22 protein-coding genes and 1 pseudogene are annotated in these 23,583 nt (G+C 69.6%); 21 read left to right on the top strand and 2 right to left on the bottom strand.

The window, feature by feature from the left end:
* From ACTIE5_RS09835 to bchJ, 9 genes and pseudogenes are all read left to right on the top strand, one after another.
* Positions 1-376: pseudogene (locus ACTIE5_RS09835) on the top strand (magnesium-protoporphyrin IX monomethyl ester (oxidative) cyclase); the annotation flags it as partial.
* A gap of 15 nt (positions 377-391) precedes the next feature.
* Positions 392-1,195: a putative photosynthetic complex assembly protein PuhE gene (gene puhE, locus ACTIE5_RS09830; RefSeq protein ID WP_439549519.1), complete on the top strand. Its 804-nt coding sequence runs from the start codon at positions 392-394 to the stop codon at positions 1,193-1,195.
* A 103-nt stretch (positions 1,196-1,298) separates the two neighbouring features.
* A complete protein-coding gene (gene hemA / locus ACTIE5_RS09825) occupies positions 1,299-2,510 on the top strand; it encodes a 5-aminolevulinate synthase (protein WP_439549518.1) in 1,212 nt (403 codons plus the stop codon).
* On the top strand, positions 2,510-3,622 hold the full coding sequence (gene bchI, locus ACTIE5_RS09820; RefSeq protein ID WP_439549517.1) for a magnesium chelatase ATPase subunit I: 1,113 nt from the start codon (positions 2,510-2,512) through the stop codon (positions 3,620-3,622). The genes hemA and bchI overlap by 1 nt, the downstream gene beginning before the upstream one ends.
* Positions 3,619-5,397, top strand: coding sequence for a magnesium chelatase subunit D (locus ACTIE5_RS09815; protein ID WP_439549516.1), 1,779 nt, complete (start codon positions 3,619-3,621; stop codon positions 5,395-5,397). Before bchI ends, ACTIE5_RS09815 begins: the two co-directional genes overlap by 4 nt.
* Before the next feature lie 6 nt (positions 5,398-5,403).
* Positions 5,404-6,273: an alpha/beta fold hydrolase BchO gene (bchO, locus tag ACTIE5_RS09810; protein WP_439549515.1), complete on the top strand. Its 870-nt coding sequence runs from the start codon at positions 5,404-5,406 to the stop codon at positions 6,271-6,273.
* Positions 6,274-6,337: 64 nt separating this feature from the next.
* Complete coding sequence (locus tag ACTIE5_RS09805) at positions 6,338-7,357, top strand: phytoene/squalene synthase family protein (protein ID WP_439549514.1); 1,020 nt, start codon at positions 6,338-6,340, stop codon at positions 7,355-7,357.
* Between the two features lie 95 nt (positions 7,358-7,452).
* Positions 7,453-9,165: a magnesium-protoporphyrin IX monomethyl ester anaerobic oxidative cyclase gene (gene bchE / locus ACTIE5_RS09800; RefSeq protein WP_439549513.1), complete on the top strand. Its 1,713-nt coding sequence runs from the start codon at positions 7,453-7,455 to the stop codon at positions 9,163-9,165.
* A 4-nt stretch (positions 9,166-9,169) separates the two neighbouring features.
* Positions 9,170-9,772 carry a bacteriochlorophyll 4-vinyl reductase gene (bchJ, locus tag ACTIE5_RS09795; RefSeq protein WP_439549512.1) on the top strand — a complete coding sequence of 201 codons (603 nt, stop codon included), beginning with the start codon at positions 9,170-9,172 and terminating at the stop codon, positions 9,770-9,772.
* A gap of 29 nt (positions 9,773-9,801) precedes the next feature.
* Here the strand turns inward: bchJ and ACTIE5_RS09790 are convergent, their stop codons facing one another.
* Both ACTIE5_RS09790 and ACTIE5_RS09785 read right to left on the bottom strand, forming a co-directional pair.
* Positions 9,802-10,593, bottom strand: coding sequence for a DUF2189 domain-containing protein (locus ACTIE5_RS09790; protein WP_439549511.1), 792 nt, complete (start codon positions 10,591-10,593; stop codon positions 9,802-9,804).
* Between the two features lie 116 nt (positions 10,594-10,709).
* The gene (locus tag ACTIE5_RS09785) at positions 10,710-12,089 is read right to left on the bottom strand and encodes an NAD(P)/FAD-dependent oxidoreductase (RefSeq protein WP_439549510.1); all 1,380 of its coding nucleotides are present in this window, start codon (positions 12,087-12,089) and stop codon (positions 10,710-10,712) included.
* 207 nt (positions 12,090-12,296) lie between these two features.
* On the opposite strand from ACTIE5_RS09785, the gene ACTIE5_RS09780 reads away from it, so the two are divergent.
* The 12 genes from ACTIE5_RS09780 (at position 12,297) to ACTIE5_RS09725 (ending at position 23,579) form a co-directional block, all read left to right on the top strand.
* Positions 12,297-13,160, top strand: coding sequence for a polyprenyl synthetase family protein (locus tag ACTIE5_RS09780; RefSeq protein WP_439549509.1), 864 nt, complete (start codon positions 12,297-12,299; stop codon positions 13,158-13,160).
* A gap of 8 nt (positions 13,161-13,168) precedes the next feature.
* Positions 13,169-14,311 (top strand): methyltransferase, encoded by a 1,143-nt coding sequence (locus tag ACTIE5_RS09775; protein WP_439549508.1) that lies wholly within the window; start codon positions 13,169-13,171, stop codon positions 14,309-14,311.
* A gap of 103 nt (positions 14,312-14,414) precedes the next feature.
* Positions 14,415-15,353, top strand: a complete 939-nt coding sequence (bchC, locus tag ACTIE5_RS09770; protein WP_439549507.1) for a chlorophyll synthesis pathway protein BchC — start codon at positions 14,415-14,417, stop codon at positions 15,351-15,353.
* Entirely contained in the window at positions 15,350-16,369 is a 1,020-nt protein-coding gene (locus ACTIE5_RS09765) for a chlorophyllide a reductase iron protein subunit X (protein ID WP_439549506.1), read from the top strand. The genes bchC and ACTIE5_RS09765 overlap by 4 nt, the downstream gene beginning before the upstream one ends.
* Before the next feature lie 3 nt (positions 16,370-16,372).
* Positions 16,373-17,899 carry a chlorophyllide a reductase subunit Y gene (gene bchY, locus ACTIE5_RS09760; RefSeq protein ID WP_439549505.1) on the top strand — a complete coding sequence of 509 codons (1,527 nt, stop codon included), beginning with the start codon at positions 16,373-16,375 and terminating at the stop codon, positions 17,897-17,899.
* Positions 17,900-17,903: 4 nt separating this feature from the next.
* Positions 17,904-19,415 carry a chlorophyllide a reductase subunit Z gene (bchZ, locus tag ACTIE5_RS09755; RefSeq protein ID WP_439549504.1) on the top strand — a complete coding sequence of 504 codons (1,512 nt, stop codon included), beginning with the start codon at positions 17,904-17,906 and terminating at the stop codon, positions 19,413-19,415.
* Between the two features lie 163 nt (positions 19,416-19,578).
* On the top strand, positions 19,579-19,758 hold the full coding sequence (locus ACTIE5_RS09750; RefSeq protein ID WP_439549503.1) for a hypothetical protein: 180 nt from the start codon (positions 19,579-19,581) through the stop codon (positions 19,756-19,758).
* Positions 19,759-19,824: 66 nt separating this feature from the next.
* Complete coding sequence (gene pufA, locus ACTIE5_RS09745) at positions 19,825-20,004, top strand: light-harvesting antenna LH1, alpha subunit (protein WP_092954578.1); 180 nt, start codon at positions 19,825-19,827, stop codon at positions 20,002-20,004.
* 120 nt (positions 20,005-20,124) lie between these two features.
* Positions 20,125-20,949 carry a photosynthetic reaction center subunit L gene (pufL, locus tag ACTIE5_RS09740; RefSeq protein ID WP_092954581.1) on the top strand — a complete coding sequence of 275 codons (825 nt, stop codon included), beginning with the start codon at positions 20,125-20,127 and terminating at the stop codon, positions 20,947-20,949.
* Between the two features lie 18 nt (positions 20,950-20,967).
* Entirely contained in the window at positions 20,968-21,948 is a 981-nt protein-coding gene (gene pufM, locus ACTIE5_RS09735; RefSeq protein ID WP_439549502.1) for a photosynthetic reaction center subunit M, read from the top strand.
* Positions 21,945-23,012 (top strand): photosynthetic reaction center cytochrome PufC, encoded by a 1,068-nt coding sequence (gene pufC, locus ACTIE5_RS09730; protein ID WP_439549501.1) that lies wholly within the window; start codon positions 21,945-21,947, stop codon positions 23,010-23,012. Before pufM ends, pufC begins: the two co-directional genes overlap by 4 nt.
* Positions 23,013-23,141: 129 nt before the next feature.
* A complete protein-coding gene (locus tag ACTIE5_RS09725) occupies positions 23,142-23,579 on the top strand; it encodes a YqaA family protein (protein WP_439549500.1) in 438 nt (145 codons plus the stop codon).
* Positions 23,580-23,583 lie beyond the last annotated feature (4 nt).

The raw sequence follows: 23,583 nt of genomic DNA, 5'->3' as shown, positions 1-23,583 counted from the left end.
CTGGGTGCGGTTCTTCCAGCTGGCGGTCTTCGCCACCATGTATGTGCGCGACCATGCACGCCCCGAATTCCACAAGGCCCTCGGCATGACGCCGACGGATTACGACATGAAGGTCTTCCGCATCACGGAAGAAATTTGCCGCCAGGTCTTCCCGGCGACGCTCGACATCGACAACCCGTCCTTCCTGCGGGGGCTGGAGCGCCTGCGGAAGATCGCGGATGCACTCGGTGAGGCGAAGCGCCAGGGCGGCGTGGTGGGCGGCATCAAGCGCATCGGCCTGTCCGCCGCGGCGGCCGCCAGCTTCGCGCGCCTGTATTTCCTGAAGCCCAGGCGCAACGCCTTGCCGGCCGACGCCCGGCTGGCGCCGGCCTGGTAGGCGGGGCAGGTTCGCATGGCGGAGCATGGGCTGCCCGCGCTGTTCACCCTGTTCATCTGGTGGTTCAGCACGGGCGTGATCCTCTATCTCGATGGTCTCCGGCGGGAAACCTTCCGCTGGACCATGCTCGGCGCCTCCACCCTGGCGCTGGCGGGCCTCGCCGGCCTGCACGCCACGGCCTGGGACACGACGACGCAGGGCGCCTATCTCGGCTTCGTCTGTGGCGTGCTGGTCTGGGGCTGGATCGAGACAGCCTTCCTGACCGGCATGGTCACCGGCCCCTCCCGCCAGGCCTGCCCGCCCGGCGCCACCGGCTGGGTCCGGCTGCGCGCGGCGTTGGCGGCGATCCTGTGGCATGAACTGGCGATCATCGCCGGCGCGCTGCTGATCCTGGCCGCCAGTTGGGGCGGCTCCAACCAGGTCGGCTTCTGGACCTTCATCGCCTTCTGGGTGATGCGGCAGAGCGCCAAGCTCAACGTCTATCTCGGCGTGCGCAACCTGGCGGAGGCTTTCCTTCCCGACCATCTGCGCTACCTCGAGAGCTTCTTCCGCCGGCGGCGGATGAATGCGTTGTTCCCGGTCTCCGTCATCGCCGGCACCGCGGCCTGCGTGCTGCTGTCGATGAAGGCGGCGGCCGTCGGTGCGACGCCGCATGAAGTGGCGGGGTATTCGCTGCTGGCGAGCCTCGTCGCGCTGGGGCTGCTGGAGCACTGGTTCATGGTGCTGCCGGTGCCCGCTGACGCGCTGTGGCGCTGGGGGCTCGCCTCCCGCTCCGCCGCGCAACGGGAAGGGCGTCCTGCGCCCGCGCCCGTGGCTTGATGCCGCGCAAGGCCAAGGCGGAAAACCGCCGGCAGGCTGCGCGGAAGACTAACCCGCCGGGGCGGTTCCCGGCGGCTGCCAGACCGGCCATGGGGGGTCCGAGATGAACTACGAGTCCTTCTTCCGTGCCCAGCTCGATGGTCTCCGGCGCGAAGGCCGCTATCGCGTCTTCGCCGATATCGAACGCCAGGCAGGCGGCTTCCCGAAGGCCATCCGCCACCGTAACGGCCGCACCTCCGAAGTGACTGTCTGGTGCTCCAACGACTATCTCGGCATGGGGCAGCACCCGAAGGTACTGTCGGCGATGCATGCGGCGCTGGACCGCTACGGTGCGGGCGCCGGCGGCACGCGCAACATCTCCGGCACCAACCACGAACACGTCCTGCTGGAACGCGCGCTTGCCACCCTGCACGGGACGGAGGACGCGCTGCTGTTCAACAGCGGCTACATGTCCAACTGGGCGTCCCTTTCCACCCTCGCCTCGCGCATGCCGGGCTGCGTCATCGTCTCGGACGAGATGAACCACGCCTCGATGATCGAAGGCATGCGCCACAGCCGTGCCCAGCGCCGCATGTTCCGCCACAACGATGTGGAGGACCTGGAACGCGTCCTGTCGGAACTCGACCCCTCCTGCCCCAAGCTGGTGGCGTTCGAGAGCGTCTATTCGATGGATGGCGACATCGCCCCCATCGCTGCCATCTGCGACGTGGCGGAGAAGTACGGCGCCATGACCTATTGCGACGAGGTCCACGGCGTCGGCCTGTACGGCGCACATGGCGGCGGCATCACGGACCGCGACGGTGTTTCCCACCGCCTGACGGTCATCGAGGGCACGCTGGCAAAAGCCTTCGGTGTCATCGGCGGCTACATCGCGGGCAGCAACGCCATGTGCGATTTCGTCCGCAGCTATGCCTCCGGCTTCATCTTCTCCACCGCGCTGCCACCCGCCGTCGCGGCCGGCGCGCGGGCGAGCATCGAGCATCTGATGGCTTCCAACGCGGAGCGCGAGCGCCTGCACGAACGCGCGGCGACTCTGCGCAAGCGGCTGGATGCGATCGGCGTGCCGCATCTCGACAATCCCAGCCACATCGTCCCGGTGATGGTTGGCGATCCCGTCGTCTGCAAGGCGATCAGCGACATCCTGCTGGATGAGCACGGCGTCTATGTGCAGCCCATCAACTACCCTACCGTGCCTCGTGGCACCGAAAGGCTGCGCATCACGCCCGGCCCGGTGCACAGCGATGCTGATATGGATCACCTCGTGAACAGCCTCTCCGCCGTCTGGTCGCAATTCAGCCTGAGGCGGGCGGCCTGATGGACCAGGCGCCCGGCACCCTTCCCACGAAGGGAGAGAACACGATGGCCAGCACCGCGACGCGGCGCCGTCGTTTCGCGCCGCCGGCGCCCACGGGGAAGCCGGTCTTCCCCTTCGACGCCATCGTGGGCCAGGACGAGATGAAGCTCGCTTTGCTCATCGCGGCCGTCGATGGCTCGGTCGGTGGCGTGCTCGTCTTCGGCGACCGCGGCACCGGCAAATCCACTGCGGTCCGCGCCCTGGCGGCGCTGCTGCCGCCGATGGAGGTCGTGGCCGGCTGCCGCTTCGGCTGCGACCCGGCGAAGCCCGCCGCGGATTGCGTGCATTGCCGCGGCCTCTCCTCCCCGCCGGTGCAGACCGTGCCCGTGCCGGTGGTGGATCTGCCGCTCGGCGCGACGGAGGATCGCGTCGCCGGTGCGCTCGACATCGAACGCGCGCTGGCGGAAGGCGTGAAGGCCTTCGAGCCCGGCCTGCTGGCCCGCGCCCATCGCGGCTTCCTCTACATCGATGAGGTGAACCTGCTGGAGGACCATCTGGTGGACCTCCTCCTCGATGTCGCGGCTTCCGGCGAGAATGTCGTGGAGCGCGAGGGCATCAGCATCCGCCACCCCGCGCGCTTCGTCCTGATCGGCTCCGGCAACCCCGAGGAAGGCGAACTGCGCCCCCAACTCCTCGACCGCTTCGGCCTGAGCGTCGACGTCCGCACCCCCACCGACCTGCCGACGCGGGTGGAGGTCGTGCGCCGCCGCGATTCCTTCGAACACGACCCCGCCGGCTTCGTGGATCGCTGGCACCGCGCCGCCCAGGTGACGCGCAAGAAGATCCTCGCCGCCCGCCGCCTGCTGCCGCGCATCACGGTGCCCGACGCAACCGTCGAGAATGCGGCCCGGCTCTGCCTGGCGCTCGGCACCGATGGGCTGCGCGGCGAGCTCACGCTGATCCGCGCCGCCCGCGCGCTGGCGGCGCTGGAGGGGGACCGCGAGGTTGGCCTCGCCCATCTCCGCCGCATCGCCGCCCCCGCGCTGCGCCATCGCCTGCGCCGCAACCCGCTGGATGAGGCCGTCGCCACCACCCGCGTCGAGCGCGCATTGGTGGAAGTGTTCGGCCCGTGACGGAAGCGGCGGGACACCCGCCGGCCGAGGATGCGGCCCGCGCCGCGCTTCTGCTGGCCGTGGATCCCGTCGGCCTGGGCGGCGCCGCGCTGCGCTGCGCACCGGGTTTCCCGCGCGATCGTTGGCTCGGCCTGCTGCGCGTGGCGCTGCCCGAAGGCACGGCCATGAAGCGCCTGCCGAGTGGCGTGCCGGACAGCCGCCTGCTGGGTGGCCTCGACCTGACCGCGACGCTCAGCGCCGGCCGGCCCATCGTCGAACGCGGCGTGCTGGCCGATGCCCATGGGGGCCTGGTTCTGGCGGCGATGGCGGAGCGGATGGACAGCGCCACCGCCGCCAAGATCGCCGCCGTGCTGGATGCCGGGGAGGTTGCGGTCCAGCGCGACGGCCTGGGCGTGACCATCCCCGCCCGCATCGGCCTGGTGGCGCTGGACGAAGGCGCGTCGGAGGAGGAGCAGCCGCCCCCCGCGCTGCTGGAACGCCTCGCCTTCCGCCTGTTCCTGGATGAGCTGCCCCAGCAGGCCGTGCTGCGCTGGCCCGTGCCGGACCGCGCCGCCATCGCCGCCGCCCGCGCGCGCCTGGCCGATGTGACGGTGCCGGAGAAGGTGCTGGAGGCGCTGGTCGCCGCCGCGCTTGCCTTCGGCATCGACAGCGCCCGCGCCCCCCTGCTGGCACTGCGTGCCGCCCGCGCCGCCGCCGCGCTGGCGGGCCGTGGCGAGGTGGGGCCGGAGGATGCGGGCCTCGCCGCCCGCCTGGTCTATGGCCCCCGCGCCACGCGCATGCCGGCGCAGGACGAGGCGCCCCCGGAGCCGCCCCCGCCCGAGCCCCCGCCGCCGGATGCGGAGAACAGTGCCGACCAGAAGCCCGAGGGCGGCCCGGATCCGCAGGCGCTGCAGGAAATGCTGCTGGCCGCGACCCAGGCGGCCTTGCCATCGGGCCTGCTCGCGGCCCTCGGCGCCGATGCCCGCAACGCCGCCCGGTCGCGCGCCGGCGCGCAGGGGCGGGAGGGCCAGCGCCGCAAGTCGCAGCTGCGCGGCCGCCCCATCGGCACCCGCGCCGGCGCGCTGCGCGACGGCGCCCGGCTGTCGATCGTGGAGACGCTGCGCAGCGCCGCCCCCTGGCAGCCGCTGCGCCTGCGCGAGCGTGCCGGTCGTCCTGGCCCGCGCATCCTGGTCAAGCGCGACGACATCCGCCTGATGCGGTTCCAGCAGCACACGGAGACGACGGCGATCTTCGTCGTGGACGCCTCCGGCTCCTCCGCCCTCAATCGCCTGGCGGAGGCGAAGGGCGCGGTGGAGATGCTGCTGGCGGATTGCTACGTCCGCCGCGACCGCGTCGCCGTCGTCGCCTTCCGCGGCCAGGCTGCCGAATTGCTGCTGCCGCCGACCAACTCCCTCGTCCGCGCCAAGCGCAGCCTGGCGGGTTTGCCGGGCGGCGGCGCCACGCCGCTGGCGCTCGGCCTCGATGCCGCCATGGCATTGGCGGCGGAGGAACAGCGCCGCGGCCGCACGCCGCTGATGATCCTGCTGACGGATGGGCGCGCCAATATCGGCCGCGCCGGGACGCCGGGCCGGCAGCAGGCGGAAGCCGATGCGCTCTCCGCCGCCATTCCCGTGCGCCTCTCGGGCATCTCCGCGTTGCTGGTCGATACCTCGCCCCGCCCCGCGCCCTTCGCGAAGCAGATGGCGACCGCGATGGGCGCCCGCTACCTCGCCTTGCCGGCGGTGAACTCCGAGAAACTTTCCGCCGCCGTCGCCGCAACCCGCGGCGCGGCGTGACGCGCCATGGCGCAGTATCCGGCATGGGATCGCGAGGGCCGCGACTGGCCCAACCGCCAGGCCAGCCGCTTCGTGCAGGCCGCCGGGTTGCGCTGGCATGTGCAGGTGATGGGGCAGGGGCCGGTGCTGCTGCTGCTGCACGGCACCGCCGCCGCCACCCATTCCTGGCGCGACCTGATGCCGCTGCTGGCCGAGCATTTCACGGTGGTGGCGCCGGACCTGCCCGGCCATGGCTTCACGCAACCCGTGACGGGGCCGCGCCTTTCGCTGCCCGGCATGGCGGCTTCCGTCGGCGCGCTGATGCAGGTGATGCAGCTGCGCCCCGCGCTGGCGGCGGGCCATTCCGCGGGAGCGGCCATCCTGCTGCGCATGGCGCTGGACCAGCGGATCGCGCCCGACTCGATCATCAGCCTGAACGGCGCCTTGCAGCCGCTCGGCGACCAGCACGCCGCCTTCTTCACCCGCACCGCCCGCCTTCTGGTCGGCCTGCCCTTCGTGCCGAGCCTGTTTGCCTGGCGCGCCGCGGACAAGACGGTGGCGGAACGCCTGCTGACGGATACCGGCAGCCGCATCGATGCGCAGGGCGTGGACTACTATGCGCGGCTGTTCCGGCAGTCCGGGCACTTGGCGGCGGCACTCGGCATGATGGCGAATTGGGATCTGGTGCCGCTGCTGCGGGACCTGCCGCGCCTGGCGCCGCGCCTGCTGCTCGTCGTCGGCGCCAAGGACCGCGCGGTGCCGCCCGCCCAGGCGGAACGCGTTCGCGCGCGGCTGCCCGCGGCCCGCATCGTCACGCTGCCGGGCCTCGGCCACCTCGCGCACGAGGAAGCGCCGGACCAGGCGGTCGCGATCATCATCGCGGAAGCCGCCGCGTGATTCTTTCGCACTCGCTTCCCGCAATGACGCGCGCTAGCCTGCCCCTGTGGCAGGGAGGTCCGATATGACGAACGCCGAGGACCTTGCCGCCTGCCATCGCCTGCTGGCGGGCGGGTCGAAATCCTTCCGCGCCGCATCCCTGCTGCTGCCGTCCCGCATCGCCGATCCCGCCGCCGCGCTCTACGCCTTCTGCCGCGTCGCCGATGACGCGATCGATGAAGCTGTGTCCATGCAGGACGCGCTGGATGGCCTCTATCGCCGGCTCGACGACATCTATGCCGGGCGGCCCCAGGCCCATGCGGCGGACCGCGCCTTCGCCGGCGTCGTCACGGCCTTCGGCATTCCCCGCGCGCTGCCGGAAGCGCTGCTGGAAGGCTTCGCCTGGGATGCGGAGGGCAGGCACTACCGCGACATCGCGGCGCTGCAGGATTACGCCGCGCGCGTCGCCGCCGCCGTCGGCGCGATGATGACACTGCTGATGGGCGTGCGCGATCCCGTCGCCATGGCGCGGGCCTGCGACCTCGGCGTGGCCATGCAGCTCACGAACATCGCCCGCGATGTGGGGGAGGATGCGCGCATGGGCCGCCTCTACCTGCCGCTGGAATGGATGCGGCAGGAAGGCGTGAACCCCGCCGATTTCCTGGCCGATCCCGTCTTCACGCCGGCACTCGGCCGTGTCGTGCAGCGGCTGCTGGATGCGGCGGATGCGCTGTATGACCGGGCGGAACAGGGCATCCCGCTGCTGCCGCGGGATTGCCGCGCCGGCATCGGCGCCGCGCGCCATGTCTATGCGGAGATCGGCCGCGCCGTGGAACGCCAGGGCCTCGATTCCGTCAGCCGCCGCGCCACCGTCTCCGGCCGCCGCAAGGCGTGGCTGCTGGCCCGCAGCGTCGCGGCGCTGGCGATGCGCCCGGTGGATCACGCATCGCCGCCGCTGCCCGCCACGCGTTTCCTCGTCGATGCCGTCACCGCGACGCCGGTGGCGAATGACCGTATCGCGCCGAAGCGCCTGCCGGAACGCATCGCCTGGGCCGTGGAATTGTTCGACCGCGTGGACAATGATCCTGGTCATTTCGCGCGTTGACGCGCGTGTGTGTCGTTCTGGATTGACACACATCAAGGCCTGATCGCCATCCCCTGCATCAGACTTCCCTCGCCGGCCAACAGAGGGAAGCGTCGATGCGCATTGTCCTGGTCCACCCGAACTACCACTCCGGTGGCGCCGAGATCGCCGGCAACTGGCCGCCTGCCTGGGTCGCCTACCTCGCGGGCTATCTGAAGAACGCCGGCTACACCGACATCACCTTCATCGATGCGATGACGGACCACATGAGCGATGACCAGGTGCGCGACGCGCTGCGCCTGCTGCAGCCCGACATCGTCGGTGCCACCGCCATCACCCCCGCCATCTACGCCGCCGAGTCGCTGCTGCAGCTCGCCAAGGAATGCTGCCCCAACGCCATCACCGTGCTGGGCGGCATCCACGGCACCTTCATGTACCCGCAGGTGCTGACCGAAGCGCCCTGGATCGACGTGGTGGTGCGCGGGGAGGGCGAGCAGGTTCTGCTCGACCTCGTCGCCTGCATCGATCACGGCGCCTGGCCGGCGGAACGCGGATCGGTGAAGGGCATCGCCTATCTCCAGGACGGCCAGGTCACGGCGACACCGGCCGCGAAGCCCATCGCGGATCTCGATCTGATCCAGCCGGATTGGGGCATCCTCGACTGGAAGAAATACATCTACATCCCGACGGGCAAGCGCGTCGCCATCCCCAACATGGCGCGCGGCTGCCCCTTCACCTGTTCCTTCTGCAGCCAGTGGAAATTCTGGCGGGACTACCGGGTGCGCGACCCGAAGAAGGTGGTGGATGAGATCGAGACGCTGGTCCGCGACCATGAGGTCGGCTTCTTCATCCTGGCCGATGAGGAACCGACCATCCACAAGAAGAAGTTCATCCAGTTCTGCGAGGAGATGATCGCCCGCGGCCTGCCCGAGAAGGTCCAGTGGGGCATCAACACCCGCGTCACGGACATCCTGCGGGACGAGGCGCTGCTGCCCTTCTACCGCAAGGCCGGGCTGGTCCATGTCTCGCTCGGCACCGAAGCCGCCGCGCAACTCAAGCTCGACCGCTTCAACAAGGAAACCACTGTCGCCCAGAACAAGCGCGCCATCCAACTGCTGCGCGAAGCCGGCATCGTGACCGAGGCCCAGTTCATCGTGGGGCTCGAGAACGAGACGGTGGAGACGCTGGAGGAAACCTACCGGATGGCGCTGGACTGGAACCCGGACATGGCGAATTGGGCGATGTACACGCCCTGGCCCTTCAGCGACCTGTTCCAGGAACTCGGCGACAAGGTGGAGGTCTTCGACTTCTCCAAATACAATTTCGTCACGCCCATCATGAAGCCCGATGCGATGGACCGCGCCACGCTGCTGGACCGGACCATGGCGAACTACCGCCGCTTCTACATGCGCAAGGCGTTTCTCGGTTACCCCTGGGAGAGGGACAAGCGGCGGCGCAGCTACCTCGTCGGCTGTCTCAAGGCCTTTCTCAAATCCGGCTTCCAGCGGACCTTCTACGACCTCGGCAAGGTTGGATACTGGGGCCCGCAATCGAAGAAGCAGGTGGATTTCCACTTCGACGAAAGCCGCACCCTCGCCGCCCGCAACCCCGTCGCCATTCCGCACAACGCCATGTGGAAGACGATGCACCGCCCGAAGGTGAAGCTGCCCGCGGCCAACGCCGCCGACATGACCCGCGCGGCGAACGCCGTGATGGCCTGCGGCGGCGGCAAGGAACAGTTTGAGGAAGACGAGGCGCCGCGCATGAAGGCCTGCGGCGGTGGCACGCAGCAACTGCCGGCATCCGTCCCCTCCGCGGCGCGGGATTAGCGCCATGGGTGGCGGGGTTGCGATGGCGGGCGGGCGAATCGGCCCCAACGCCATCACCCGCATGGCGGAGGCCATGCGCCATTCAATCGGCGATGCCCGCACCCACGCGGTCTTCGCCACGGCGGGGCTGGGAGAACGGCTCGACCACCCGCCCGAGGCGATGGTGCCGGAGCAGGAGGTCACGCTGCTGCACCGCGCGGCGCGCGATGCGCTCGGCACCGCCCATGCCACGCAACTCGCGCGCCGCGCGGGGATGCTGACCGGCCAGTACCTGCTGGCCCATCGCATCCCGAAGCCGGCGCAATGGCTGATGCGCGCCTTGCCCGCGCCCATCGCCGCCAGGCTGCTCGTTGCCGCCATCGCGCGCCATGCCTGGACCTTCGCCGGCAGCGGCCGCTTCAGCGCGCGGCACGGCAACCCCCTGGTGCTGGAGATCGCCGGCGGCCCCATCGCCCTCGCGGGCCCCGCGGAGCAGCCGGTCTGCGATTTCTACACCGCCACCTTCGGCACGCTGTTCCGCGCCCTGATCAACGAGCAGGCGCAGGTCGAGGAAACCCATTGCATCGCCATGGGCGCCCCCGCCTGCATCTTCGAGGTCCGCTGGTAGCGCGCTATCGCGCCGGCACACCCCTCGCGCTATCGCGCGACCACCATCCGATAGAGATGCCAGGTCGCATGCCCCAGCACCGGCAGCACCACCGCCAGCCCGATGAACAGCGGCAGCGACCCCAGCAGCAGCAGCACCGCGACCACCAGGCCCCAGGCCAGCATCGGCACCGGATTCGCCGCGAAGGCCCGCAGCGATGTGCCGACCGCCCGCGCCACCCCGCCATCGCGGTCCAGCAGCATGGGGAAGGACACCACCGTCAGCACCAGCACCGCCATCGCGAAGCCGAGCCCCGCCAGGTTGCCCCACAGCAGCAGCCGGTGCCCCTCCGCCGTGCCGAACACGACCTGCATCGCGCCGGAGAAATCCCCCGGCAGCGTGCCGACCGTGCGGGTGAAGATCATGTCCGCCACCCAGAGCCAGGCGAGAAAGATCGCCGCCAGCAGCAGCGCCAGCGCTGCGATGCTGCCGAGTGCCGGTGATCGCAGCACGTCGAAGGCATTCCGCCACCCCGCCGCCTGCCCTCCTTCGCGCCGCCGGCTGATCTCATAGAGCCCCAGTGCCGCCACCGGCCCCACCAGCGCGAAGCCCGCCGCCATGGGGTAGAGCAGGTGCATCGCATCGCCCCCCGCTGCCAGCGTGCCCGCCAGCAGGCCGATCAGGGGGTACAGCACGCACAGGAAGACAAGCTGCGTGGGTGCGGCCAGGAAATCCGCCCAGCCTCGTCGCAACGCCGTGCCCAGCGCATCCAGGCCGATCCGACGCAATTCGGGACGATCGGCCGCCGTCGGCGCCGTCGCCATGGTCCAAGCCTCAGCCATCGCGTGATCCTCCGGGGGAGGGTTGCGCGGACGGTCCGCTGCCGGAGCACCAGACCCCGCATCCCGGAGATTGGCGCGATTCCGCGCCGCGCCCGTTCAACCCGCCGTGATCGCTGTCAATGCAGCTTCACACCCGGCTCCGCCCGCTGGCTGACCAACCCCGCCAGCGTCCGCCACAGCGTCGGCGCGCCGCCATGCAGCGCCGTCTGGTGCATCTTGTAGAGCGACCGGTACATCAGCCGCGCGAAATAGCCCTCGATGAACATGGATTTGCCGACGAGGAACCCCATCAGGCTGCCGACGGTGCTGTATTTCCCCAGTGAGACCAGCGACCCGAAGTCCCGATAGACGAAGGGCGCCGGCGTGCCTTTGGCGATGCCCCCTTTGGCGATGATGGTCTCCATCTGCGTGAACAGGTGGCTCGCCTGCTGGTGCGCTGCCTGCGCCCGCGGCGGCACCCAGGCGCCATCGCCCCGCGGGCAGGCCGCGCAATCGCCCATGGCGAAGACCGATGGGTCGCGCGTCGATTGCAGCGTCGGCAGGACCACGATCTGGTTGATGCGGTTCGTTTCCAGCCCGCCGACCTCCTTCAGGAAATCCGGCCCCTTCACCCCCGCCGACCACACCACGAGTTCCGCCGGCAGCAGCGCGCCATCGGCGAAGACCACGCCATCCTCCCGCACCTCCGCCACCCGCGTGCCGGTCTTCACCTCCACGCCCATCTGCTCCAGCAGCTTCGTCGTGGCTTCGGAGATCCGTTCGGGCAGCGCGGGCAGGATGCGCGGCGCTGCCTCCACCAGCACGATGCGGATGTCGCGCTCCGGCTTGATACGGTCGAGCCCATAGGCCACCACCGCGCGTACCGTGCGGTGCAGCTCCGCCGCCAGTTCCGTGCCCGTCGCGCCGGCGCCGATGATGGCGATGTGCAGCTGCCCCGGCCGCACCGGCTCCTCCTGCGCATTGGCGCGCAGGCAGGCATTCACCAGGCGGCGGTTGAAGCGGCTGGCCTGTTCGGGCGTCTCCAGCGGGATGGCGTGGCGCGCCGCGCCGGGCGTGCCGAAATCATTCGTCACGCTGCCCACCGCCATGATCAGCGTGTCGTAGCCCAGGCGCGATGCCGGCGTGATCTCCCGCCCCTCATCATCCAGCATGGCGCCGAGTTCGATCGCCTTCGCCGCGCGATCCAGGCCCACCATCTCCCCGTACCGGTAGGTGAAGTGGTGCCAATGCGCCTGGGCCAGGTAGTTCAGCTCATGCTGCGCCCGGTCCATGCTGCCCGCCGCCACCGCATGCAGCAGCGGCTTCCACAGATGGGTCCGCGCCTTCTCCACCAGCGTCACCGTGGCGCGCCGCCCATCCCGGTAGCGGTCGCCGAGCCGGGTGGCGAGTTCCAGCCCCGCCGCGCCGCCCCCCACCACGACGATGCGATGGGGCCCCCCGGGGGGGGCCTCGGGGGGGCCATCAAGAGGCCCGCCGGCCGTGGCACCTGCTTCCATGGGAATGCTCCTCGGATGAAGCGCCACAGGCTGTCGAGCCGAAAGCCGTTGACTTGGGTGTCAGGATAGACTGACAGTGTAGACTGACAAGCAAAGATGACGGTCGGTTGTTTCACGACCCCATCGCCGCCCCGGGACCGCATCCGCGACCCCGCCGGGGGCGGGCAAACGCGCCGCCCGGCGGCCGAAGGATGGAGGATTCCCCGCATGGATGCCATGACGCGGATCGAATCGAGCCTCGCCGACGCGGTCCTCTACGCGGAGGCCGCAGGCGCCCCCCCGCGCCTGGCCGCGGCCCTCCGCCACGCCGTCTTCCCCAAGGGCGGCCGCATCCGCCCGCGCCTCACCCTCGCCGTCGCCGCCGCCTGTGGCGATGACAAGCCGGCGCTCTCCTCCGCCGCCGCCGCGGCGATCGAATTGCTGCATTGCGCCAGCCTGGTGCATGACGACCTGCCCTGCTTCGACGATGCCGCGACGCGCCGCGGCAAGCCCAGCGTCCACCGCGCCTTCGGGGAACCGCTGGCGGTCCTGGCCGGTGATGCGCTGATCGTGCTCGCCTTCCAGACCCTGGCCCGCGCCGCCCCCTGCGCGCCGGAACGACTCGGCGCGCTGATGATCACGGTGGGCGATGGCGTCGGCGTGCCCTTCGGCATCGTCGCCGGCCAGGCCTGGGAATGCGAACCCCGCGCCGACCTCTCCGAATACCAGCGCCAGAAGACCGGCAGCCTGTTTGCCGCCGCCACCATCGCCGGCGCCGCCGCCTGCGCCCATGCGGAGCCCGAGGCATGGCGCCTGCTGGGCGATCGGCTGGGGGAGGCCTACCAGGTCGCCGACGACCTCCGCGACGCCGTGGAGGACGAGGCCACCCTCGGCAAGCCCGTCGGCGTCGACAAGGCGCTGGGCCGGCCGAGCGCGGTGGCCGAATTCGGCCTGATGGGCGCCGTCGCGCGCCTGCGCCGCTTGTCGCAGGACGCGGTGGAGAGCATTCCCGAATGCCGCGGCCAGGCCATGCTGCGCGGCCTGATCCTGCAGGAAGCCGGGCGCCTGGTTCCCCAGAAGCTGGCCGCCTGACACCACGCATGTCGGACGTCATGGCAGCCCCCGCTTCCGGCTGGAGGGACCGCTTCCGCGAATTCCGGGAAGGCGTGACCGCCAATCCGCGCTTCCGCGCCTGGGCGGCCCGCTTCCCGCTGACGCGCCCCATGGCGCGCAAGCGGGCCGGGCAGCTCTTCGACCTCTGCGCCGGCTTCGTCTATTCGCAGGTCCTCTTCGCCTGCGTGCGCCTGCGCCTCTTCGACGTCCTGCACGAATCGGGCCCGATGACGGAAGCGGCGCTGGCGCATCGCCTGTCCCTGCCGCCGGAAGGCGCCTCCCGCCTCCTCAACGCCGCTGCCGCGCTGCAGCTGACGCATCGCCGCGACGATGGGCTCTGGACACTCGGCCCGCTGGGCGCGGCGATGATCGGCAATCCCGGCATCAGCGCCATGGTGGAGCATCATGCGCTGCTCTACGCCGACCTCGCGGATCCCGTCGGCATGCTGCGGCGGGAACGCGGCGGCAACGCGCTTTCCGCCTATTGGGCCTATTCCGGCGCTGACAGCCCGGACCAGTTGGCGCCGGACAAGGTCGCCGACTACTCCGCCCTCATGGCTGCTTCCCAGCCCATGGTGGCGGAGGAGGTGATCGCCGCCTTCGATTTCCGCCGCCACAAGGCGCTGCTGGATGTGGGCGGCGGGGAGGGGGCCTTCCTGGCGCATGTCGCCGCCGCCGCACCCACCCTGCGCCTGATGCTGTTCGACCTGCCGCCCGTTGCCGCCCGCGGCGCCGCGCGCTTCGCGGAAAAAAACCTCGCGACTCGCGCGAAAACCTTCGGCGGCGACTTCACGACGGATGAGCTGCCGCGCGGCGCCGACCTCATCAGCCTGGTGCGCGTGCTGCACGACCATGACGACGACGTGGTGATGGGCCTGCTGAAGCGTGTGCGCGCAGCCCTGCCCCCCGGCGGCCGCCTGGTGGTCGCGGAGCCCATGGCCGGCACCGCGGGGGCGGAGGCGATGGGCGATGCCTATTTCGGCTTCTACCTCCTCGCCATGGGCCGCGGGCGTCCCCGCCGGCCGGCTGAATTGCAGGCGATGCTGGCTTCCGCCGGCTTTGCCACCTCCCGCCTCATCCCGACCGGCACGCCGTTGCTGACGCGCGTGCTGGTGGCGGATGTGGCTTGACCGTCGCGCGTCGTAATTGCTTGACGGTTGAGTGTCAGTTCTTCTTGACATTGCCCACCGTCAATCTACCCTGACAAACAACCAGAGGGAGCGGGCAGTCCAAGTGGACACCGTTGCAGTCATTCTCGAAGCGCCCGAGCGCCTCATCCTGAGCCGCCTCGAACTCTCGCCCCCGGGCGATGACGACGTGGTGGTGGATGTGGAGTGGAGCGGCATCAGCACCGGGACGGAGCGTCTGCTCTGGTCCGGCCGCATGCCGCCCTTCCCGGGCATGGGATACCCCCTGGTGCCGGGCTACGAGACCGTCGGTCGCGTCAGCGCCGTCGGCATCCACGCCGATCGCCGCATCGGCGAACGCGTCTTCGTCGCCGGCGCCAAATGCTTCGGCCAGGTGCGCGGGCTGTTCGGTGGTGCCGCCGCGCGCCTCGTCGTCCCCGGTGCGCGCGCCGTGCCGATCGATGAAAACCTCGGCGCCGATGGCGTGCTGATGGCGCTCGCCGCCACCGCCCGCCACGCGATCGCTGGTGAACACGCGGTGCTGCCCGACCTCATCGTCGGTCATGGCGTGCTCGGCCGCCTCGTCGCCCGCCTGGTCGTCGCTGCCGGCGGCACGCCCACGGTGTGGGAGACGAATCCGACCCGCGCCGATGGCGCCATCGGCTACCAGGTGATGCAGCCGGAGGATGATCCCCGGCGCGACTATCGCTGCATCTGCGACGTCTCCGGCGATGCCGGGCTGATGGACCTGCTGGTGCAGCGCCTGGCCCCGCAGGGCGAGATCGTGTTGGCCGGCTTCTACAGCGCGCCCATCAGCTTCTCCTTCCCGCCGGCCTTCATGCGCGAAGCCCGCTTCCGCATCGCCGCCGAATGGCGGGAGCCCGATCTGATCGCCGTGCGTGACCTGATCGCTGACGGCAAGCTCAGTCTTGAAGGTCTGATCACCCATACGCGTGACGCCGCTGCCGCGCCGGAGGCCTATCGAACGGCCTTCGGAGACCCCGCCTGCCTCAAGATGATCCTCGACTGGAGACAGACGCAATGAACGGCCCCACCGCCATCACACCCGTGCATTCGGCCCAGTCCAGCATGGTGGACGCGCTCCGCGCCGAAGCCGACCAGGGCCCGGATCCCGTGCACACCGCGCCGCCCAAGAAGGAAACGCAGATCATCGCCATCTACGGGAAGGGCGGCATCGGCAAGTCCTTCACCCTGGCGAATCTCAGCTACATGATGGCCCAGCAGGGCAAGCGCGTGCTGCTGATCGGCTGCGACCCGAAGTCGGACACCACCAGCCTGCTCTTCGGTGGCCGTTCCTGCCCGACGATCATCGAGACCTCGTCCAAGAAGAAGGCGGCCGGTGAGCCTGTCGTCATCGGCGATGTCTGCTTCAAGCGCGACGGCGTCTTCGCCATGGAGCTCGGTGGCCCGGAAGTCGGCCGTGGTTGCGGCGGCCGCGGCATCATCCACGGCTTCGAATTGCTGGAGAAGCTCGGCTTCCACCAGTGGGATTTCGACTACGTGCTGCTCGACTTCCTGGGCGACGTGGTCTGCGGCGGCTTCGGCCTGCCGATCGCCCGCGACATGTGCCAGAAGGTGATCGTGGTCGGCTCCAACGACCTGCAATCCCTCTATGTCGCCAACAACGTCTGCAGCGCGGTCGAGTACTTCAAGAAGCTCGGCGGCAATGTCGGCGTGGCCGGCATGGTCATCAACAAGGATGACGGCACCGGTGAGGCGCATGCCTTCGCCGAAGCGGCCGGCATCCCGATCCTTTCCGCCATCCCCGCCGATGACGACATCCGCCGTAAATCCGCCAACTACGAGATCGTCGGCGTCCCCGGCGGCCCCTGGGCCAGCGTCTTCGAACAGCTGGCGACGCAGGTGGCGGAAGCGCCCCCGCTGCGCCCGAAGCCCCTGACGCATGACGCGCTGCTCGGCCTGTTCAAGGGGGAGGCCGTGGGCCGTGGCGTCGTGCTCGACCCCGCGACGATGGAAGACATGTGCGCGGCCGATGTGCTGAACAAGCCTTCCCTCGAAGTGGTCTACGAGGGCGCCTGACCCATGGACCAGCTTCCCCTCACCGCCGTGCCTGAAGCCGCCGCCCCGGTGGCGACCGGCTCCGGCTGCCATGGCGGCCGGGAGACGCTGGACGCCGCGGCGCGTGCCGCCGGCAAGTCGGCGACCATGGACAAGCTGGCCGCGGATTATCCGCAGGGCCCGCATGACCAGCCGCAATCCATGTGCCCCGCCTTCGGGTCGCTGCGGGTCGGCCTGCGCATGCGCCGTACGGCGACGATCCTCTCGGGCAGCGCCTGCTGCGTCTATGGGCTGACCTTCACCAGCCATTTCTACGGCGCGCGTCGCACCGTGGGCTATGTGCCCTTCAACAGCGAGACCCTCGTCACCGGCAAGCTGTTCGAGGATATCCGGGACGCCGTGCACGCCACGGCGAAGCCGGAAGACTACGATGCAGTGGTTATCATCAATCTCTGCGTCCCCACTGCATCCGGCGTGCCGCTGGACCTGCTGCCGAAGCAGATCGACGGCGTCCGCATCATCGGTATCGATGTCCCGGGCTTCGGCGTGCCAACGCACGCGGAAGCGAAGGATGTCCTGGCCGGCGCCATGCTGCGCTACGCCAGGAACGAGGCCGAGGCCGGCCCCGTCGCCCGCCCCCGCCAGATGGTGGATGGCGAACGCACGGTCGCCCTGATCGGTGAGCTGTTTCCCGCGGACCCGATGGGCGTCGGCGCCATGCTGGCCCCGATGGGCCTGGCGCTGGCACCGCAGACCCCGGCCCGCGAATGGCGCGACCTCTATGCCGCGCTGGACTGCGAAGTCGCCGCCGCGGTGCACCCCTTCTATACCGCCTCCATCCGCGAATTCCGCGCCGCCGGCCGGCCCGTCGTCGGTTCCGGCCCCGTGGGCCTGGAGGGCACGGAAGCCTGGCTGGCCGCCATCGGCCGCGCGGCGGGAATCCCCGACAGCGTCGTGGATATCGCCAAGCAGCGCGCGCTGCCCGCCATCAAGGCCGCGCTGGCCGCGTCGCCCATCAAGGCCCGCGTCACCGTCTCCGGCTACGAAGGCTCCGAGCTTCTCGTCGCCCGCCTGCTCAGCGAGGCCGGTGCCGAGGTTCCCTATGTCGGCACCGCCTGCCCCCGTACGGAGTGGAGCGAGGCGGATCGCCAGTGGCTCGAAGCCCGCGGCACACACGTGCAATACCGCGCGAGCCTGGAGCAGGATGTCGCCGCCATGCGCGACGCCAAGCCGGATCTCGCGCTCGGCACCACGCCGCTGGTGCAGAAGGCGAAGGAGCTCGGCATCCCCGCGCTCTACTTCACCAACATGGTCTCCGCCCGTCCCCTGTTCGGCCCCGCCGGTGCCGGTTCCATGGCGGCGATCGTCGCCGCGCAGACCAAGGGGCGCGAACGCTTCTCCCGCATGGTGAGCTTCTTCGAAGGTGTCGGCACGCCGGATGGCGCGGGCTACGGCTTCAAGGACAAGCCCGTCGATCCGCCTGGCTTCCGCGACCGCCAGCGCAAGCTGCGCCTCGCGAAGGCCAAGGCCGAAGAATCGGTGGGGACGTAAGACCATGCTCGTCCTCGACCATGATCGCGCCGGCGGCTACTGGGGCGCCATCTACGCCTTCTCCGCGGTGCGCGGCCTGCGCGTGGTGATCGACGGCCCGGTGGGCTGCGAGAACCTGCCTGTGACGGCAGTGCTCCACTACACGGATGCGCTACCGCCGCATGAGCTGCCGATCGTGGTCACCGGCCTGGATGAGGATTCCCTCAGCAAGAACGGCACCGAAGGCTCCATGCGCCGCGCCGCCGCGACGCAGGATCCCGATCTTCCCGCCGTCGTCGTCACCGGATCGATCGCGGAGATGATCGGCGGCGGCGTGACGCCGCAGGGCAGCAACCTCCAGCGCTTCATCTGCCGCACGATCGATGAGGATCAGTGGCAGGCGGCCGACCGCGCCATCATGTGGCTCTGGACCGAATTCGGCGCCCGCGGCCGCAAGATGCGCGCGCGCAACGCCAAGCTGGGCCCGAAGCCGCGCGTCAACATCATCGGCCCCATCTACGGCACCTTCAACATGCCGTCCGACCTGGCCGAGATCCGTCGCCTGGTCGAAGGCATCGGCTGCGAGATCAACCTGGTCTTCCCGCTGGGCAGCCATGTCGATGACATCGCCAAGCTGCCGGACGCCGACGTCAACATCTGCATGTACCGCGAATTCGGCCAGAAGCTGTGCGAGGAGCTGGAACGCCCCTGGCTGCGCGCGCCGATGGGCCTCTTCGCCACCACCAACTTCCTGCGCAAGCTCGGTGAGATGACGGGCCTCGACCCCGAGCCCTTCATCGAGCGCGAGAAGCACACCACGATCAAGCCGATCTGGGATCTCTGGCGCAGCGTTACCCAGGATTTCTACGCCACCGCCAGCTTCGCGGTGGTGGCGACGGACACCTACACCCGTGGCCTGCAGCGTTTCCTCGGTGAGGAAATGGGCGTGCCCTGCGCCTTCGCCTTCAGCCGCAAGGCCGGCGAGAAGCCGGACAACGCCGCGGTGCGCGACGCCATGAAGAAGACGCCGCCGCTGGTGCTCTTCGGCAGTTTCAACGAACGGATGTATGCGGCGGAGCTTCACAGCCGCGCCGCCTACATCCCCGCTTCTTTCCCTGGGGCGATAATCCGTCGCGCCACCGGCACGCCCTTCATGGGCTATGCGGGCGCGACCTACATCATCCAGGAATACTGCAACGCGTTGTTCGACGCGCTGTTCCACATCCTTCCCCTCGGCACCGACCTCGATCGCGTGGAACCCACGCCGGTCAGGAAGGCGGAGCCCTGGGACGACGATGCGGTGGCGCTGCTGGACGCGCATGTGGATGCCGCGCCCTTCCTGCTTCGCATCTCCGCTTCCAAGCGGCTGCGCGAACAGGTGGAACGCGCGGCGCGCGAGGCTGGGGAGCCGCGCATCGTGCAGGAACGCGTGCTGGCAACGCTGGGGGAGGCACCCGCCGCCCCGACAGCTGCTGGCACCGAGAACAAAGCCGCCGGCGATCCTGCCGCGGCCAGCGTTGCGGAGGGCGTCGCTTGACGGTGCCCCTGCGTCCTTCCGATCCCGTTGTCCCCACCCGAGCGACCGTTTTCGTCGTCGGTACCAGGACCTCGGGTCGGCCATGGCGGTTTCCCGCCACGCCGTACCCTGCCGCGCGGGCAAAGCGCGGTAACGGCCGAAAGGCAAGTTGGAGGTCATCATCATGGCCGAAGGTACCAGGACCGGCCTGACCGAAGGCGAGGCTCGCGAGATCCACAGCCTGTTGATTCAGGGCTGGGCGTTCTCCGTCTTCGCGTCGATGGGCGCGCATATTCTGACGTGGCTGTGGCGGCCGTTGGTTTACGGCAACTCCGTGGTCCCGCCGGATTGGCGCTTCTTCTGAGGCTGAGCCGGGCTAACGGCTCGAGGCCGCAGGCCCGGACACGACGAAACGAAGGAGATAGAATCCATGCATAAGATCTGGATGGTGGTTGACCCCCGCCGATCGCTGTTCCTCGCCATGGTTGGTGTCGTCGCCGTCGCGGCGCTGATCCACATCGTGGTGCTCAGCTCGCCGCGCTACTGCGACCATGTCGGTTGGTGCGCGACGGCGCCGACTTTCACCCCGGGGCAACCCGTGGGGCGATAGGCGGAACGCGCCAGTGTCGCTCCGCGACAGCGGGCGAGGCAAGCACAGCGGGCTTCGCCCGCTGTCGAGGACGGCACGGCACGGCGGGCACTAGTCCCGCCCTGATGGGAGCGTCAAGCGATGGCGATGCTGACTTTTGAGCGGAAATATCGCGTCCGCGGGGGCACCCTGGTGGGCGGTGACCTGTTCGACTTCTGGATAGGGCCGTTCTGGATCGGCTTCTTCGGGATCACCACGGCCTTCTTCACCTTCATCGGTGTGGGGCTGATCCTGATGGGGGCGTCGATCCAGGGTACCTTCAACCCATGGCTCATCAACATCCCGCCGCCGGACCTGGCCTATGGCCTGCGCCTGGCGCCGATGCGGGAAGGTGGGCTCTGGCAGGCGATCACCGTCTGCGCGATCGGGGCCTTCGTGTCCTGGGCGCTGCGCCAGGCGGAGATCTCCCGCAAGCTCGGTATGGGCTACCACATCCCGATCGCCTACGGCGTCGCGGTGTTCGCCTATATCACGCTCGTCGTGTTCCGGCCGATCCTGATGGGCGCCTGGGGGCACGGCTTCCCCTACGGCATCTGGTCGCACCTCGATTGGGTGTCGAACGTCGGCTACCAGCACCTGCATTTCCACTACAACCCCGCGCACATGATCGCCGTGACCTTCTTCTTCACGACCGTCCTGGCGCTGTCGATGCATGGTGGCCTGGTGCTGTCCGCACTGAACCCGCCGAAGGGCGAGCCGGTGAAGACGGCGGAGCATGAGAACACCTACTTCCGCGACCTGATCGGCTATTCCATCGGCACGCTGGGCATCCATCGCCTCGGTCTGTTCCTGGCACTCTCCGCCGGGTTCTGGAGCGCGGTCTGCATCGTCATCAGCGGGCCCTTCTGGACGCGTGGCTGGCCCGAGTGGTGGGGCTGGTGGCTCAACATGCCGATCTGGAAGTGAGGCGAGGAGGAAACAGCCATGCCTGAATATCAGAACCTCTTCACACGGGTGCAGGTCAGGGGTCCCACCCCTTACCCCGGCGTCCCCCTTCCCCGCGGCGACGTGCCGCGGGAAGGCGGCTCCCGCAACGTCACCCTCTTCGGCTACCTTGGTGACGCGCAGGTCGGCCCGATCTACCTCGGCCAGCTCGGCATCCTGTCGATTTTCTTCGGCTTCATCGCCTTCGAGATCATCGGCCTGAACATGCTGGCCTCGGTGAACTGGGATCTCGGCCAGTTCATCCGGCAGCTGTTCTGGCTGGCGCTCGAACCGCCGCCGGCCCATTACGGCCTGCGTATGCCGCCACTCCGCGAAGGCGGCTGGTGGCTGGTGGCCGGCTTCTTCCTGACGCTGTCCATCCTGCTCTGGTGGGCGCGCACCTATCGCCGCGCACGGCAGCTCGGCATGGGCACGCATGTCGCCTGGGCCTTCATGGCCGCCATCTGGCTCTATCTGGTGCTGGGCTTCATCCGCCCGATCATGATGGGCTCCTGGAGCGAGGCGGTGCCCTTCGGCATCTTCCCGCACCTCGACTGGACCGCCGCCTTCTCGATCCGCTACGGGAACCTCTTCTACAACCCGTTCCACGCGCTCTCGATCGTCTTCCTCTACGGCTCCACGCTGCTCTTCGCGATGCATGCCGCGACGATCCTGGCGCTGGGCCGCTACGGCGGCGAACGTGAGATCGAGCTGGTGCTGGACCGCGGCACCGCGGCTGAACGCGGTGGCCTCTTCTGGCGCTGGACCATGGGCTTCAACGCCAGCTTCGAGAGCATCCACCGCTGGGCCTGGTGGTTCGCCGTCCTCTGCCCCATCACGGGCGGCATCGGCATCCTCCTGACCGGCACGGTCGTCGACAACTGGTACCTCTGGGCCGTCGATCGGCACTTCGCACCGTCCTACCCCGCCCTCTGGGCACCGGTGGCCGATCCCGCAGCCCTGCAAGGAGCCCCGCGATGAGGTTCTCCACCCAGGTCCTGCTCGGCTTCGCCGCGCTGGTCTGCACGGTCGTCATCGTGCTGACCTTCGAACGTCCGCCGGTTCACACCACGCAGATCGGCTATCGCGGCGTGGCGATGGAGGATGTCGCCAATCCCCGCACCCTCGCGGTGCGGGTGGCCGCCAACCGGCTGCCGGAAGTGCCGGACGCCGCGGATACCGATGGCCCGAAGGCGCACGAGCTGTATGAGAACGTCCAGGTCCTGGGCGAACTCAGCGCGGCGCAGTTCGGCCGCATCATGCAGGCGATGACCGAATGGATCGCGCCTGCCCAGGGTTGCACCTACTGCCACAACCCCGAGAACATGGCCTCCGACGAGATCTACACGAAGGTCGTGTCCCGGCGGATGCTGCAGATGACGCGTCGCATCAACACGGACTGGACGGCGCATGTCGGCCAGGTCGGCGTCACCTGCTACACCTGCCACCGCGGCCAGCCTGTCCCGGCCGAGGTGTGGGCCACCGCGGTACTGCCGCATTCCGGCCTGCAGGCGCAGCGTGGCCAGAACCACCCGGCGCCGGTCGCGAATGACAGCTCCCTGCCCGGTGATCCCTTCACGCCCTTCCTGCTGCAGGCGAACGAGATTCGCGTGATCAGCACCTCCTCCCTGCCCGGCCGCAACCCGGCCAATGTCATGCAGGCGGAGTGGACCTACTCGCTCATGATGTCGATGAGCGAAGGGCTCGGCGTGAACTGCACGCACTGCCACAACAGCCGTTCCTTCGGTAACTGGGAAACCAGCCCGCCGGCGCGCCTGACGGCATGGCACGGCATCCGCATGGTGCGTGACCTGAACACCGCCTACATCACGCCGTTGCAGCCCCTGTGGGCGGCCAATCCGCGTGGTCCGGCCGATGGCCCGCATGGTGCGCGCCTGGGCCCGGGTGGCGATGCGCTGAAGGTGAACTGCGCCACCTGCCACCAGGGTGCCAACCGTCCCTTCTACGGGGCGCCCATGCTGGAAGGTTATCCGGAACTGCGCCTTATCAGCGCGGGCCCGGCCAGGGCGGCTTCCGCCGAATGACCGGCGCGGCGTCCGGCCGCGCTGGCCGGGCGCCGGATCGGTGCCTCCACTGCCGCGGCCGGTTCCCCCTCACGGGGGGCCGGCCGCAGCGCTTTCCAGGCCATCGGCCGATGGGGCATAGCCAGGCCGATGCCGGAACTTCTCTCCCTCCTCGGGCTCTTTGCCTCCGCCTTCGGCGCGGCCAGCCTGCTGCCGCTACAATCCGAACCCGTGCTGGTCGGCCTGCTGCTGCTGGGCGACATCCCCGCCTGGCTGCTGGTGCTGGTGGCCAGCATCGGCAACACGCTGGGCGCCGTCCTCAACTGGTGGCTCGGCGGCCAGGTGGACCGCTTCCGCGACCGGCGCTGGTTTCCCGTGCCGCCCGCCGCGCTGGATCGCGCCGCGGGCTGGTACCATCGCTGGGGCCGCTGGTCCCTGCTGCTGAGCTGGGCGCCGATCATCGGCGATCCGCTGACCTTGGTGGCCGGCGTGCTGAAGGAGCCGATCGGCACCTTCCTGCTGCTGGTCGCCATCGCGAAAACCGCGCGCTACGTCGCGCTGGCCTGGGCCACGCTCAGCCTGGCCTGAACAT

The sequence above is a fragment of the Falsiroseomonas sp. genome, assembly GCF_051859025.1.
In the GTDB taxonomy this organism is placed as follows: Bacteria; Pseudomonadota; Alphaproteobacteria; order Acetobacterales; family Acetobacteraceae; genus Falsiroseomonas.
This window is presented reverse-complemented; position numbering and strand designations above follow the sequence as displayed.

Bases quoted from the DNA above. Each gene is read 5' to 3' on its own strand.
- puhE (WP_439549519.1), top strand. From the start codon at position 392: ATGGCGGAGCATGGGCTGCCCGCGCTGTTCACCCTGTTCATCTGGTGG.
- hemA (WP_439549518.1), top strand. From the start codon at position 1,299: ATGAACTACGAGTCCTTCTTCCGTGCCCAGCTCGATGGTCTCCGGCGC.
- bchI (WP_439549517.1), top strand. From the start codon at position 2,510: ATGGACCAGGCGCCCGGCACCCTTCCCACGAAGGGAGAGAACACGATG.
- bchO (WP_439549515.1), top strand. From the start codon at position 5,404: ATGGCGCAGTATCCGGCATGGGATCGCGAGGGCCGCGACTGGCCCAAC.
- ACTIE5_RS09805 (WP_439549514.1), top strand. From the start codon at position 6,338: ATGACGAACGCCGAGGACCTTGCCGCCTGCCATCGCCTGCTGGCGGGC.
- bchE (WP_439549513.1), top strand. From the start codon at position 7,453: ATGCGCATTGTCCTGGTCCACCCGAACTACCACTCCGGTGGCGCCGAG.
- bchJ (WP_439549512.1), top strand. From the start codon at position 9,170: ATGGGTGGCGGGGTTGCGATGGCGGGCGGGCGAATCGGCCCCAACGCC.
- ACTIE5_RS09790 (WP_439549511.1), bottom strand. From the start codon at position 10,593: ATGGCTGAGGCTTGGACCATGGCGACGGCGCCGACGGCGGCCGATCGT.
- ACTIE5_RS09785 (WP_439549510.1), bottom strand. From the start codon at position 12,089: ATGGAAGCAGGTGCCACGGCCGGCGGGCCTCTTGATGGCCCCCCCGAG.
- ACTIE5_RS09780 (WP_439549509.1), top strand. From the start codon at position 12,297: ATGGATGCCATGACGCGGATCGAATCGAGCCTCGCCGACGCGGTCCTC.
- ACTIE5_RS09775 (WP_439549508.1), top strand. From the start codon at position 13,169: ATGTCGGACGTCATGGCAGCCCCCGCTTCCGGCTGGAGGGACCGCTTC.
- ACTIE5_RS09765 (WP_439549506.1), top strand. From the start codon at position 15,350: ATGAACGGCCCCACCGCCATCACACCCGTGCATTCGGCCCAGTCCAGC.
- bchY (WP_439549505.1), top strand. From the start codon at position 16,373: ATGGACCAGCTTCCCCTCACCGCCGTGCCTGAAGCCGCCGCCCCGGTG.
- bchZ (WP_439549504.1), top strand. From the start codon at position 17,904: ATGCTCGTCCTCGACCATGATCGCGCCGGCGGCTACTGGGGCGCCATC.
- ACTIE5_RS09750 (WP_439549503.1), top strand. From the start codon at position 19,579: ATGGCCGAAGGTACCAGGACCGGCCTGACCGAAGGCGAGGCTCGCGAG.
- pufA (WP_092954578.1), top strand. From the start codon at position 19,825: ATGCATAAGATCTGGATGGTGGTTGACCCCCGCCGATCGCTGTTCCTC.
- pufL (WP_092954581.1), top strand. From the start codon at position 20,125: ATGGCGATGCTGACTTTTGAGCGGAAATATCGCGTCCGCGGGGGCACC.
- pufM (WP_439549502.1), top strand. From the start codon at position 20,968: ATGCCTGAATATCAGAACCTCTTCACACGGGTGCAGGTCAGGGGTCCC.
- pufC (WP_439549501.1), top strand. From the start codon at position 21,945: ATGAGGTTCTCCACCCAGGTCCTGCTCGGCTTCGCCGCGCTGGTCTGC.
- ACTIE5_RS09725 (WP_439549500.1), top strand. From the start codon at position 23,142: ATGCCGGAACTTCTCTCCCTCCTCGGGCTCTTTGCCTCCGCCTTCGGC.